The organism is Paenarthrobacter sp. NEAU-H11 (genome assembly GCF_050573415.1).
GTDB lineage: Bacteria > Actinomycetota > Actinomycetes > Actinomycetales > Micrococcaceae > Arthrobacter.
In genome coordinates, this window is record NZ_JBNZGA010000007.1 from 1 (window position 1) to 12,929 (window position 12,929).

At 65.3% G+C, this 12,929-nt stretch carries 12 protein-coding genes and 1 pseudogene; 3 read left to right on the top strand and 10 right to left on the bottom strand.

The window, feature by feature from the left end; translation table 11 throughout:
• The 9 genes and pseudogenes from ACQ3DC_RS10390 to ACQ3DC_RS10430 all read right to left on the bottom strand — a co-directional run.
• Positions 1-444: pseudogene (locus tag ACQ3DC_RS10390) on the bottom strand (bifunctional D-altronate/D-mannonate dehydratase); the annotation flags it as partial.
• Positions 445-626: 182 nt separating this feature from the next.
• Positions 627-2,060 (bottom strand): mannitol dehydrogenase family protein, encoded by a 1,434-nt coding sequence (locus ACQ3DC_RS10395; RefSeq protein ID WP_430752179.1) that lies wholly within the window; start codon positions 2,058-2,060, stop codon positions 627-629.
• On the bottom strand, positions 2,057-3,457 hold the full coding sequence (uxaC, locus tag ACQ3DC_RS10400; RefSeq protein WP_421093768.1) for a glucuronate isomerase: 1,401 nt from the start codon (positions 3,455-3,457) through the stop codon (positions 2,057-2,059). Before uxaC ends, ACQ3DC_RS10395 begins: the two co-directional genes overlap by 4 nt.
• Positions 3,458-3,461: 4 nt before the next feature.
• Positions 3,462-4,367, bottom strand: a complete 906-nt coding sequence (locus ACQ3DC_RS10405) for a sugar phosphate isomerase/epimerase family protein (protein WP_430752180.1) — start codon at positions 4,365-4,367, stop codon at positions 3,462-3,464.
• A gap of 4 nt (positions 4,368-4,371) precedes the next feature.
• Positions 4,372-5,538, bottom strand: coding sequence for a Gfo/Idh/MocA family protein (locus ACQ3DC_RS10410; RefSeq protein ID WP_157239205.1), 1,167 nt, complete (start codon positions 5,536-5,538; stop codon positions 4,372-4,374).
• Positions 5,535-6,383, bottom strand: a complete 849-nt coding sequence (locus tag ACQ3DC_RS10415; RefSeq protein WP_157239207.1) for a sugar phosphate isomerase/epimerase family protein — start codon at positions 6,381-6,383, stop codon at positions 5,535-5,537. Before ACQ3DC_RS10415 ends, ACQ3DC_RS10410 begins: the two co-directional genes overlap by 4 nt.
• 2 nt (positions 6,384-6,385) lie before the next feature.
• Positions 6,386-7,309 (bottom strand): carbohydrate ABC transporter permease, encoded by a 924-nt coding sequence (locus ACQ3DC_RS10420; RefSeq protein WP_157239209.1) that lies wholly within the window; start codon positions 7,307-7,309, stop codon positions 6,386-6,388.
• The gene (locus ACQ3DC_RS10425; protein WP_157239211.1) at positions 7,306-8,319 is read right to left on the bottom strand and encodes a carbohydrate ABC transporter permease; all 1,014 of its coding nucleotides are present in this window, start codon (positions 8,317-8,319) and stop codon (positions 7,306-7,308) included. The genes ACQ3DC_RS10420 and ACQ3DC_RS10425 overlap by 4 nt, the downstream gene beginning before the upstream one ends.
• Positions 8,320-8,325: 6 nt before the next feature.
• A complete protein-coding gene (locus ACQ3DC_RS10430; protein WP_197432423.1) occupies positions 8,326-9,684 on the bottom strand; it encodes an ABC transporter substrate-binding protein in 1,359 nt (452 codons plus the stop codon).
• Between the two features lie 202 nt (positions 9,685-9,886).
• On the opposite strand from ACQ3DC_RS10430, the gene ACQ3DC_RS10435 reads away from it, so the two are divergent.
• Positions 9,887-10,939, top strand: a complete 1,053-nt coding sequence (locus tag ACQ3DC_RS10435; protein ID WP_157239213.1) for a LacI family DNA-binding transcriptional regulator — start codon at positions 9,887-9,889, stop codon at positions 10,937-10,939.
• A gap of 13 nt (positions 10,940-10,952) precedes the next feature.
• Here ACQ3DC_RS10435 and ACQ3DC_RS10440 read toward each other — a convergent pair whose 3' ends face one another.
• Positions 10,953-11,297 (bottom strand): hypothetical protein, encoded by a 345-nt coding sequence (locus ACQ3DC_RS10440; RefSeq protein WP_157239215.1) that lies wholly within the window; start codon positions 11,295-11,297, stop codon positions 10,953-10,955.
• 165 nt (positions 11,298-11,462) lie between these two features.
• Here ACQ3DC_RS10440 and ACQ3DC_RS10445 point away from each other — a divergent pair, with 165 nt between their 5' ends.
• On the top strand, positions 11,463-12,083 hold the full coding sequence (locus ACQ3DC_RS10445) for a hypothetical protein (protein ID WP_430752181.1): 621 nt from the start codon (positions 11,463-11,465) through the stop codon (positions 12,081-12,083).
• 78 nt (positions 12,084-12,161) lie between these two features.
• The gene (locus tag ACQ3DC_RS10450) at positions 12,162-12,881 is read left to right on the top strand and encodes a YcnI family protein (protein ID WP_430752182.1); all 720 of its coding nucleotides are present in this window, start codon (positions 12,162-12,164) and stop codon (positions 12,879-12,881) included.
• The last annotated feature ends 48 nt before the right edge of the window (positions 12,882-12,929 follow it).

A 12,929-nucleotide genomic window follows, 5' to 3' on the forward strand; every position in this document is an offset into this window, starting at 1 on the left:
GATCCGGATCGACTTGTACCCCAGCTCCAGATGCTCCCGCACCGAATCAAACAACGACGGCAAATCCGCGCCCGACGCGTGCCCGTACGCCCGCAACCCGTTCCGCGACGCCCCGCCCAGCAACTGGTACACCGGCATCCCGGCCACCTTGCCCTTAATGTCCCACAACGCCATATCCACCGCCGCGATCGCCGCCATCGTCACCGGACCCCGGCGCCAGTACGCGGACCGGTACAGGAACTGCCACGTATCCTCGATCCGGTGCGGATCCTTCCCGATCAGCAACTGCGCCACATGCTCCTTCAAATACGCGGCGACCGCAAGCTCACGCCCGTTCAACGTCGCATCCCCAATACCCGTCACACCATCCTCCGTGGTGACCCGCAGCGTCACGAAGTTACGGGAGGGACTGGTCACAAACACATCGGCAGCAATGATTTTCACAACAGATCCAGGCTTTCTTAATCGATGGAGCGGTACTTGGTGGATTGGCAGGGGCTTAGCCGGTGGTTGCCGGCTGTTTGGCGGCCGCGGCATCCGCGGCGCCAGGTTCCGCGGCGGGGCGGCGACAACGGCCCAGTCCCCGAATCTCTCCGGGAACCGGGCAGATGTGCGTGCTTGCACAACTACCGCGGGACAGTCCGCGGCTCAAACGTCCCGCAGAGGCCCTCAACCAGGTCCACTGCGCCGGTGTCCCCGGCGAGGGCAGGATCCACCAAGGACAGGAGGGCACGGATCCGCTCCCTGCCCCGGAGTGAGTTGGCTGCGGCAACCTCGCCCGCGAGCGGATCCTGGACCGCGCCGCCGGCCGTGTAGTCCATCCACGCAGCGATCATCAGCGCGGCGGCTGCGCCCGAGCGTCCCGCGGCACGCTCCGCCTGCAAAACGGGGACGGCACGCATGCGCAGCTTGGTGCTGCCGTCCATTGCGATCTGTGCCAGGTGGTGGGCAATCCGGGCATTGCGGAACCGCGCCAGCAGGGCCGCGCGGTAAGCCGGGATCTGCAGGTCGACCCCGTCACCCTCCTGTTCCGTGAGGTTGGTTTCCGCCTCGTCCCAAAAGCTCTCCACGGCCTGCAGGCAGCGCGGGTCCGCCAAGGCCTCCGCGACGGTGGTATGGCCACGGAGCTGGCCGGCGTAGGCGAGGAGGGAGTGCGCCCCGTTCAGGAGCCAGAGTTTGCGGTTCTCATAGGGTTCGATGTGGCCCACGAAGACCGCGCCGGCATCTTCCCAGTGCGGACGCCCGGCGGGAAAGTCCCCGCTGAGCACCCAGTTGGCGAAGGGCTCGGCCACCACCGGAGAGGTGTCGCGATACCCGCAGGCGGCCTGGACGGCCGCGATGTCGGCGTCAGTGGTGCGCGGTGTAATCCGGTCCACCGAGGTGCTGACGAAGCTGACGTTGGCATCGATCCATCCGGCCAGGTCGGCATCCCAGGCCTCGGCCATGCCCGTGACGGCATGGTGTGCAATGGTGCCGTTGTTGGCGAGATTGTCGCAGCAGACCACAGCGAGCGGTCCCGCAGAAGCAGCCCGGCGGGCGGCGAGGGCGAACACGAGGCGGCCCAGCGGCGTCGTCGGTTGGCCCTTGCCGGAGGAGAGCACGGCAAGGTCGGCAGCTACGCCAGGCGCGGTGAGGTCCAGCCGGCCGCCGGAACCGATGCCGTAGGCGGCTTCCGTGATCGTCAGGGTGATGACGGCGGTACCGGGGGCGGCCACCAGATCCGCCAGGCGCTGCACGTCGGCGCCGTCCACGGCCTCCACAATGCTGCCGACGACGGTGTAGGAGTCGCCGTCGTCAGCACGTTCCACCAGGGTGAACAGGCCGTCCTGCTCAGCGAGGGCCAGAGCAGCATCGGGACGGCGGCCGGTGAAGGCTGCGATGCCCCAGTCCGGGGCATCGGACGCCTGCTGCGTGTACCAGGCCTGGTGGGAGCGGTGGAAGGCGCCCAGGCCAAGGTGGACAATCCGCACTGGAGCCTTGGGTAGCTGGTGCAGGCGGCGGTTCAACTGCGGAAGGTCCCCGGCGGCGGACCCTGGTTGTGGTGGCAGTTCAATGCTCACAGCTTGAAGACCCTCCTCGGCGAACCGTCAACGATGTCCACGATCAGTTCGCGGGCGCGCTCTTCGCTGATGCGGTGCTCGGCTACCAGGCGTGCCAGGAAGGCCGACTCGATCCGGCGTGACGTGTCGTGGCGTGCCGGGATGGAGCAGAAAGCCCTTGTGTCGTCGATGAATCCCGAGGAGCGCGAGAAACCGGCAGTTTCCGTGACGGCGGACCGGAACCGCAGCATCGCATCCGGCGCATCCAGGAACCACCACGGGGCGCCGATGTAGACGGACGGGTAGAACCCCGCCAGCGGCGCCAGCTCCCGCGAGAACACGGTCTCGTCCAGGGTGAACAGCACCAGGTGGAAGTCCTTGGCCGTGCCGAAGTCCTGGAGCAGGGGCCGGATGGCCTCGGTGTAGTTGATCGCGAACGGAATATCGTGGCCCGTGTCCGCGCCAAATGATTCGAACGTGGGCCCGTGGTGGTTGCGGTACGAACCCGGGTGGATGGTCATGACCAGCCCGTCTTCCACCGACATCCGTGCCATCTCGTAGATCATGTGGGCTTCGAAAGCGTCGCGGTCCTCCGGACGCGCGTTCCCCGCACGCGCCCGTTCGAACAGCCGTTCCGCGTCGGAGCGGTCCAGCTTAAGGGTGGCCGGCGTACGGACGCCGTGGTCGGCGGATACCGCCCCGTTTTCGACGAAGTGGCGCCGCCGAGATTCCAGCGCGCTGATGTAGCCGGCGTACCCCGAACCGCCTCCACCGGCAGCGATGAGCCGCTCCACATTGTCCTGCCAGGCCGGATGGGCAATGTTGAGGTACTGGTCCGGCCTGAAGGTGGGCAGGACACGGCTGGCGAAGGCCGGGTCCTTGGCCAGGGCCGCGTGACTGTCCAGTGTGTCCAGCGGATCGTCGGTGGTGGCGAGCACCTCGATGTTGAATTCCTTGAACAGCTGCCGGGGCCTGAAGCCTGGTTCGGCAAGCTTGGCCGAGATCGCGTCGTAGATCCTGTCGGCGTTTTCGGCGGTGGGCTCCTCATGCAAACCGAACACATGCTCGAATTCCTGCCGGATCCAGTACCCCGAGGCCGTGCCCTCAAATTGCGGCCACGCGGCACAAAAGTTGCGCCAGACCTGCCGGGAGCCTGCAGCGGAGCCGCCAAGGCCCAGCTGGTCCATTGGGACGCCGCCGGCATGGATCAAGCGGGTCACATAGTGGTCCGGGGTGACCAGGAGCGCTGCGGGATCCGGAAAGGGCAGGTTCTGTTCGATGACGGCGGCATCAACGTGTCCGTGCGGGGAGATGATCGGGAGGCCGGCCACGAGGCTGTAGAGCGAACGGGCAATCTCCCGAACGCCGGGGTCTGCGGGCAGGAGCCGGTCGGGGTGGGCTGCCATTGAATGTGCCATGGCGTCAACGCGCCCCGGCCCCTGCGGTGAGCCCGGCGAGGGCCGCTGTACGCCGCAGGTAGTCGAGATTGCCGGCAGTACGTTCGGCAAGGGGCACCTCCGTGGAGAAGTCTTCCACCGTGACCCACCCGTCATAGCCATGGGCCGCGAGCGCCTTGAAGTATTCGAGGACGCTTCCCTGTCCGGACTGCAGCGGTGCCCATTCGTTGCTGAACACGGCGGCACCTGATTCGTCCGTTGCGTCCTGGCGGACCCAGACGGCGTTCTTGACATGGATGTGTGCCAGGTATTCGCCCAGCAGTTCGAAGGCCGGAAGGTAGTCTTCCTGGCCTTCGATCAGCAGGTTGCCGAGGTCGTGGATGACCCCCACGTGCCGGGGGTCGAGGCCCTCCAGCAGGCGCCGCGCCGAGGACGCGGATGCGGTAATGGTGCGGTGGTGCAGTTCCACCAGTGCCTTGACGCCATGGTGGGCTGCCCGTTCAGCCACCCATTCGAAGTCACGGCGGGCTGCCTCAAACAGGGCAGGATAAGGAATCCCGCTCGGTCCTTCGTTACCCCACGCCGCCGTTCCCAGCGGAAGCGTGGTGACGCGGACCTGACCCGCGCCCAAGGCGGCCGTAGCTGCCAGCATGCGCTCGACGTCCTCGTGGTTGTCACAGCGCGCATAGCCGCCGATTCCGGAGAACTCCAGCCCGGCGTCACGGGTAATGGTTGCCACCCGCCCAAGGTTGTCTTCGAGTCCGGTGAGCGGGATCGTCGCTTTGTTGCCGGCCCAGAAACCTGGCTCGGGCGCCTCCGCCTGGTCCGTGATCCGCCACTCGATGCCGTCCCAGCCCTGGCCCGAAAGGTGGCTCACGGCTTCCTCGGGGGTCCAGTCCGGCGTGGAGGCTGTAAATACTGAAAATTTCATCGCTTCAGGCGCTTTCTGTCGCAGTGGAGCCCGTGCGGACCTCCAGGTCGTTGTACTTGCCGGCCAGGACGTCGTCGAAGAGGACCGCCTGGTTGAGCGTGGCGGAGACATAGACGGCACGCACGGCGGCCAGGGCATTGACTGCATCGCTCACCGTGACCCCCGGCTGGCGGCCCTCGGTGATGGCCCCGAGGATGTCGCGGTACTGGCGGATGTGTCCGGCCGGGTACACCGTGGGGTCCTTGGCCTCGTAATCCTCTGCCGGGTACTTGGCGAGTTCTTCCCGGGCCTGGTTGCCGCCGCCCTGAAGCCCCATGTCCGCGGAAGGGCCGCCGGCGTCCTTGGCGTGGAAGTAGTGCAGCTGGTCGTTGTCCACCACTGCGGAGCCTTCGGAGCCCATCAGCTGTACCCGCACTGTCAGGCCCGGGTATGCGGCGGTGGTGGCATGCAGTACTGCCAGGCCGCCGTTTTCGAACGTCACGGTAGCTACGGCGGTGTCCTCCACCTCGATGCGTTCGTGTGCCAGGCGGGCCGTGTGCGCGTGGATCTCAACCGGGCGGCCCATGAACCACAGCAGCAGGTCAACCGTGTGGACGCCCTGGTTCATCAAGGCGCCACCGCCGTCCATTGACCAGGTGCCGCGCCAGTCACCGGAATCGTAATAGCCCTGCCCGCGCCACCAGGCAACAGAAGCGATGGCGGACGTCAGCCGGCCGAACCGGCCTTTTGCCACGGCATCGGCAACGGCAACGCTGGCCTGGTCAAAGCGGTGCTGGCTGATGACGGAAGCGACTACCCCGCGGCGTGCGGCTTCATTCGCTGCCGCCTCGATCTCCTGGGCGCGGCTCAGGTCCACGTCGAGGGGCTTTTCGATGACAACGTGCTTGCCGGCAGCCAGGACTTCGAGGCCCTGCTGGATGTGCAGGCCGCTGGGGGTGGCCAGCGCCACCAGGTCGATGTCTGCGGCGGCGAAGGCGTCAGCAAGGGACGCGTGCACGGAGGGCCTGGGGCGTCCGCTCTTTTCGATGAAGTCCGCAAGGGCAACAGCGGCGTCCGGGACAGCATCCACCAGCGCCACAATGCTGGCGCCGGGGAACTCCTGCAGGGCAACCGCGTGGGTCCTGCCAATGACGCCGCAACCCGTGATGGCAACCTTCAACGTCTCACTCATACTGTCTGCACTCCTGCTTCCGCTGTGACTTTTGCAAAGGCCCGGGCAGCAATACCGAAGGCCGTGGGGCCGGAGAATCCGCCAAGGCCGTGGGCCCCGGCAAGATGCGGCTCCAGGGAGGCGAAGCCGGTGAAACCGTCAGCCTTCAGCGCTTCAACGGTGCGCAGCAGGTCGCCGTCGCCTTCCCCTGCGGGGACCACATGTCCGTTGGAGAACAGGGCGTCCTTGACCTGGAGGTATTCCAGGTGCGGGCGCAGCTTCGCATAGGCCTCATCAAAGGGCTTCACGCCCACCTGCACGAAGTTGGCTGCGTCCCACGCCACTTTCAGCGCCGGTGAATTCACGCTTTCGATGATGTCCAGCACGCGGTCCGGAACGTCCCCGAAGATGTCTTTTTCATTCTCGTGCAGCAGGACCACGCCCTCTTCCTCGGCAACAGCGGCGAGCGCCCTCATCCGCTCGATGACCGCGTCACGGATGCTGTCCACCGGAACGGATTCGCCGTAGTAGAAGGAGAAGATCCGGATGTACTTGGCACCCAGGACTTTGGCAGCATTGGCTGCCCGCCGCAGCCGCTCCACTTCATGTTCAACGGGGAGGCTGACGTCCACCTTGCCGATCGGCGAGGCAATCGCGGAAACCTGCATGCCCTTTTCCTTGAGCAGCCCCGCGAGTGCCGCGAGCTGGTCATCGGACAGGTCTACGATGTTGGTGCCCCACGCGCTGCGCACTTCGATGTAACTGGCACCGAGTGCCTGCAGCACCGCGATCTGCACCGCGGGGTCGTCGTCGATTTCGTCGCCGAATCCGGACAGGGCCCACGAGACCTGGGTGGCTGGAACCATGGTTACTTAACTCCTCCGGCGGTAAGTCCGCCCACTAGATAACGCTGGAAAATCAGGTAAAGAATGACCACGGGAGCGGCACATACGAGGGCCGCAGCCATCATCTGGCCGTAGAACGGGATGGCGCCGCCTTCCTGGGACGCACCGAAGATCTGCAGTGCCACAGCCGCGGTCTGGCTTTCGGGCCGGGTCATGACGGAAGCGAACAGGACGTCGTTCCAGCCGAGCAGGAAGGCGAAGATGCCGGAAACCACGATGCCGGGCCAGCTCAGCGGCAGGATGATCCTGAACAGGACACCCACGTTGCTGGCGCCGTCGATCCTGGCTGCTTCCTCAAGTTCCCGGGGAAGTCCGCGCAGGTAGGTCACCATGACCCAGGTGGAGAACGGCATGGCGAACGTCAGGTAGGTGACAAAGAGTCCCCACTGGGTTCCGATGACCTGGATTCCCAAGTAGGTGGCGGCCGAAGAGAACAGGACGAACACGGGCAGCACCATCAGGGTTCCCGGCACAGACTGCAGTGCAAGGAGGCCGCGCAGGATGGTGAGGCGGCCCCGGAAGCTGTAGCGGACCAGGACGAACGCGGTTGAGACGGACAACGCTGCCGAAACAACGGCTGTTGCGCCTGCCACGAGGACGCTGTTGGCAAGTCCGGTAGCCAGTCCCACGCTGGTCCAGATCTTCGAGTAGTTCTCCAGGGTGAAGCTTGACGGCCAGAACTCTCCGTTGGCCACGCCGATGTCCGAGTTAACGGACGCAAGGAAGATGTAGAAAACGGGGATCAGGACGAGGGCACCGAGGAACACGAGAATGATGGTGAGCAAAGGCCCCGGGAGCAGCCGCAGGACTTCGTGCTGTTTCTTCGATCCCGGACGTGGAATGTCCGCGGTGGCCTGACTCCGCCGGGTGGCAGTGGAGATGCTCATTTCTTGGCTCCAGGTGACTCGGCGTCGTCGAGCTTGACGGCGCGCAGGTAGACAAACAGCGGAATGGCGATCAAAACCAGGGAAACGAAAGCCATGGCAGCGCTCAGCCCGAAACGGAAGCTTTGGAAGCTGGTGACGTACGTAAGGATCGGGAGCACTTCCACGTCGGCCGGGGCCGGAACTCCAAAGAGGACATAGGGAAGCGTGAAGTTGTTGATGTGGTGCAGCATGCCGATCAGGAAAGCGAGGGAGAGCGGCCCCTTGAGGTAGGGGAAAATGACGTAGCGCAGTTTGTTCCACCACAGTGCGCCGTCCAGGGCTGAGGCCTCATGGACCTCATGGTCCACGGACTGCAGCCCGGAGAGTGCGAGCAGGTAGATGAAGGGCCAGGAGGCCCAAATCTGGACCAGGACCAGCGTCCAGAAGGTCTGCGGCCCGTTCAGCCACAGGCCGGCCTCGATGCCGACAGTCCCCAAGGCCTTGTCCACGATGCCGTCCGGCTGGAACATGGTGCGCCAGACGGTCGCCACCACGAACGACGGAAGCACGTAGGGGATCAGGAAGATGGACCGGATCACGGCCCGCCCCTTGAACGCGTTCTGTGTGGCGACGGCGGCAGCTATGCCCAGCGGAAGGGTCACGACCATTGCCAGCAGCGAGTAGCTGACGCTCAACCAGGTGGCGTGGAGGAGGGGTGAAGACGTCAGTGCTTCGACGAAGTTTTCGACGCCGATGAAGGGCGAACTGATCCACTTGCGGAGTGTGTACTGGTCCAGGTTGAGGGTGGACATGAAGATGCCCAGCAACAGCGGCACGACGATGATGATGATCATCAGTACCCCGCCCGGGATCAGCATCCACAGTGGGCGGTTTCGTTCGCTGAGGCCTTTGCGGCGCGGGCTCTTCTGCCCGCCCGGCTCTGCGCCGGCGGTGTCAGCGGCCGAGCGGGCCGCCCGGCTTGCGGCGGACTCCGCCGCAAGCCGGACTTCGTTGGATGCGTCAGTTGACATCACAATTTATCCTTTGGAGGCCCGGTCCAGGGAGGCCTGGCCCTTGCTCTGGGAGTCCTTGATCCGTGCTTCAAGGGCAGAACTGTCCACCTTGCCGGCGGCAAGGTCAGGGACGGACTGGACCGTGACGTTCAGCAGGCCCAGCTGGATGTCGCCCCAGGCTCCGGTGAACGGCGTCGCCTTGGACTTCGCGGCTGCGTCGGTGATGGGCTTGAGCTTCGCATTTCCGCCCAGCTCCTCCAGGGCCTCGGCGTTGGCCGGCAGGTCGCCGAAGATCTTCTGGTAGTTCAGCTGTTCCTCTTTTGAGGTGATGAGTTTGATGTACGCGAAGGCCAGGTCCTTCTGCTTCGAGTAGTCCGCTACCACGAGGTTGTCGCCGGACAGGATGCTCGCTGCGTCCTCGTTCTTGGAGCTGGACTCGCCCGGAGGCGTTGTGGGCATCAGTGCGTACTCGTACTTGCCCGCAACGGCCGACTTCTCAAGGGTGGGAAGGGAGCTTGAGGTGGTCATCATCAGGTAACCGGCCTTGCCGCTGGCAAAGGCCGCGACTGCGTTGCTGTTGCTCCAACCCACGGAAGCCGGGTCAACGATCTTGTCCTCTGTCAGCCAGCCGAAGTAGGTTTCGTAGGCCTTCTTGACGGTGGGGTCGTCGAGCTTGAGCTTGTTGCCGTCCACGATCGGGTTGCCGGCCTGGACGGACATCGCCCAGATGAACTTCCAGGGGTCGTAATTGTCCTTGTAGCCGGTGGCCAGGCCGTAGGTGCCGTCCTTGGTCATCTTCTTCGCCTGCTCCGCAAGCTCATCCCACGAAGTGGCCGGCTTTTCAATTCCGGCGGCGGCCAGCAGTTCCTTGTTGTACGCCATCACGAAGGGGCGGCTGACGAACGGAATGCCGGCCTGGTGCTCCTCGTCCGGCCCGGAGATCCCCAGGGCAGCCTTGTTGAACCGTTCCTTGCCTCCCACCTTCTTCCAGTCGTCGTCGGACAGGGTGACAAATGCCTTGGTGGCGAAGGCAGTCGGCGTGAAGGTGGTGCCCAGTCCGTAGATGTCCGGGCCCTGCCCCGATACCACTGAGGTCTGGATGCGGGTCAGTTCGTCGTTGGCCGAGGCAAAGGTCTCGAACTTCACGTCGGCGCCGGTTTCAGCCTTGAATTTTGCCGCGATGTCGCTCTGCCACTGCTTCTGCTGTTCCGGGTATTGGCTCAAGACACCGACGAGGACGTTGAGGGTCTTGCCCGTTCCGTCCACCTTTCCGTCCGCGCTGGTGGACGAATCAGTAGTGCCGGAGCCGCCGCCGCAGCCGGTCAATGCCAATGCCGCAGCCGTAACGATAGCCGCGAGCCCGGAAGACGATTTAAACCTCATTGTTTTCTCCTCTTGGACACCCACATGGCCACAACGTCAAGTGGCGCACATCACTGCAGGCGATTCGAAACCCAGTCTAGGGAGCGGCAACACATGCGGCAAGCGGTTGCCAAAAGTTGCCAAAAGATGTTTCCATTGAGGTACGGCCACTCCACCGCGGATGAAGGACCGGGCGCCTTCTCGGCACGAAAGGATTGGGCCAATGACTGCAACAACGCCGGGAGCTCGCACGGAGGGGGCACCGGAGGGCCGCGCGGGCGCGGAAAAACTCCCAACAATCCGGGACGTCGCCCAACTCGCGGGGGTGGCCACATCAACGGTTTCGCGGGCCCTCTCCAAGCCGGACCGGGTCAACCGCCACACCAGGGAACGCATCGAAGCAGCGGCCGCTCAGCTGAACTACGTGCCCAGCTCACAGGCACAGGGACTCAGTTCAGGGCGCACCAACGCCGTCGCCGTCCTGGTGCCGGACATTACCAACCCGTTCTACTTCGACATCATCCGGGGCACCCAGCACCAGCTCAAGGCTGCGGGGTATACGCAGTTACTGGTAGATACCGAGGAGTCCAATGAAATGGAGCTTGAAGCGCTCCACAAAATGCGGCGGTCTGCTGACGGGTTCATCCTTGCAGCCTCCCGTTTGACTGATGCGCAACTGGCCGAGGTCTCCGAGACCCAGCCGCTGGTGACAATCAACCGGGCGTCCACCAGCGCTCCAACGGTTGTCATCGACACGCCCTCCGCGATCATCCAGGCCCTGGAGCACCTGGCGTCCCTGGGCCACCACCGCGTCTGCTACGTCAGCGGCCCGCCAACATCCTGGTCCAACCGGGCACGGTGGAAGGTCTTCGAGGAGGAATCATCCAAACGCGGCATGGAAACCCACCGCATTGGCCCCTACACGCCCAAAACAACCTCGGGCGCAGCCGCGGCAGACGCGGCCGTGCGCACCGGCGCCACGGCGTGCATCGTGTTCAATGACCTTCTTGCCATCGGAATGCTCCAACGGCTTCGCGAGCGCGGAATCCGCGTACCGGAGGACATCAGCATCGTCGGCTCGGATGACATCTTCGGCGCAGATTTTTGCAACCCCCCGCTGACCACCATTTCCAGTCCCATCGAGCAGGCCGGCCGGGTGGCTGTATCCATGCTGCTTTCCCAGCTGAATCCTGTTCCAGGCCGCTCGAGCCGGCAGCTTGCCGTGATGCCCACGCACCTTACGGTGCGGGCCTCCACGGGGCCTGCTCGGGCTTGATCCCGGCTGCCTGCTACAGCCGGTCCGTCTTGTCCTCGCCCTTGTGGCCCGCGCCGCGCAGGTTTTCCTGCACCTTGCCGAAAAGGTCCTTGATGGTGGACTCAGCGTTCGTGATGACGTCCACGGGCACATAAACGTCGTGGGTAAGCGGCAGGTCGTATTCATCCTTCAGGTGCGTGCCGTTTCCGACCCCCGTCAGGGACAGGTAGACCATCGCCTCCGTGCGGGCGATTCCCGCGAGCTTTCCAAAGACGATGGTGAACTCGTTGGGCTGGAAGCTGATCGTCTGGCCAATGTGGCTGCGGCCAAGTTCACCAGCGGGAACAACCTTTTCTGACTGGCTTCCGGTGTAGTCCATGAACTTCTCCTCAACATCGCCAACAGTTACGCAGGCAGTCTAACCCGGCCCTGAAGAGGCGGTACATGGCCGCCGCTCAGGGCTGCACCTCCCCTGCCGCCACAGGCGCGGGAAGGCCCCGGATACAATTTGTACGACTGACTTCAGGCCGGAAGGGGACCATCCGTGGATGCGCTTCGTACCCGCGTCCCCTTCCACTTCCTCCGGTCTTCAGCCATGGCGACCGCCATCCTGACCCTTGCCGCCGGAGCACACCTGGCGGGCGGCGGCGCGTTGCCGGCCCCCACCGTCATGCTGGCAGTGCTGGCATTGACTGCACTCGGCAGCACCACAGCCACCCGCCTGCGGTTGGGTTTCCCCGCCGTCATGGCGCTCCTGGGTGCCGGGCAGCTGGCGCTGCATGAGGTCTTTGGTGCCTTCAGCATCCCCGCAGCCGCCGCCGAATCCAGCGCCAAGGCAGCTCACGGCAGCCACCTGGCCGGAACCGCTGCGCTGCCGCTGGACCACATCTCGGGGGCCGGGGCAGCGTCCGGCCCGCTGATGCTTGCGGCCCACATCCTGGCGACGCTGGGGTCCGCGCTCCTTCTCGCCAAGGGCGAGGGCGCACTGTGGGCGCTTGCTGCCTGGCTTCGGCCCCTCGTGGCGCTCCCCCGGCCGGCAGCGTGCGACGGCGGCGCCGCGCCTTTGTTTCCTTTCGCACCTTTCGCCGTGCCGCTGCGTCCCTGGCGCAACCTTCGGCAGGACAGCCGGCGCGGCCCGCCTTCCGCCGTCGCGCTTTCCTCCTGACCCCGCCGGATCCTTCCGGCGCGGACCCCGAAAACCTACGCACCCCGGCCGTTCCGGCGTGCGCCAGAAAGGCAACCCATGAACACCCCATTCCTTCGCCGTGCCCTGAAAACTTCCGCCGCAACCGGAGGTGCTGCCATGCTCCTGCTGGCGGCCGCGGGCGGTGCCGCCGCACATGTCGGCGTAACGCCGGACAAGACCTCGGCCAACTCCTACGCCCTGCTCACCTTCGCGGTCCCCCACGGCTGCGACGGATCGGGTACCACCAAGGTGGCCATCACGCTCCCTGCGGAGCTGAACGATGCCCAGCCCACCGTCAACCCCAACTGGACGGCGGAGAAGGTGACCGAGCAGCTCGCCGAGCCCAGGAAGCTCGCCGACGGCTCCTCAATCACCAAGCGGACCAGCCAGGTGGTCTACACAGCCAAAACACCCCTGGAACACCAGCTTCGGGACACTCTGGTCCTTTCCGTGAAACTCCCCGATGCGGCGGGAACAACGCTGTATTTCCCCACCCTCCAGACCTGCGAGGCGGGGCAGACCGACTGGTCCGAGATCGCGAAGGACGGCCAGGACCCGCACTCCCTGAAGGCTCCCGCGCCGTCGGTCACCATCACCGGGGCGGCCGGCGCCGGCGGCCCCGGGACGGAGCACGCCGCAGCAGTCGCCGGCGGCGGCGCAGCGGCAGGTGCAGATGGCGGTGCCGACGCGCGCAGCTGGGCGGGCCTGGCGGCGGGGGTCGGCGGGCTGGTGCTGGGCGGCGCGGCGTTCGTCCGGAGCGCTGCACGGCGCAAGTAGTCCGCCTTGATGCCCGGATCATCACGATCCGGGCATCAAAATGCCGTG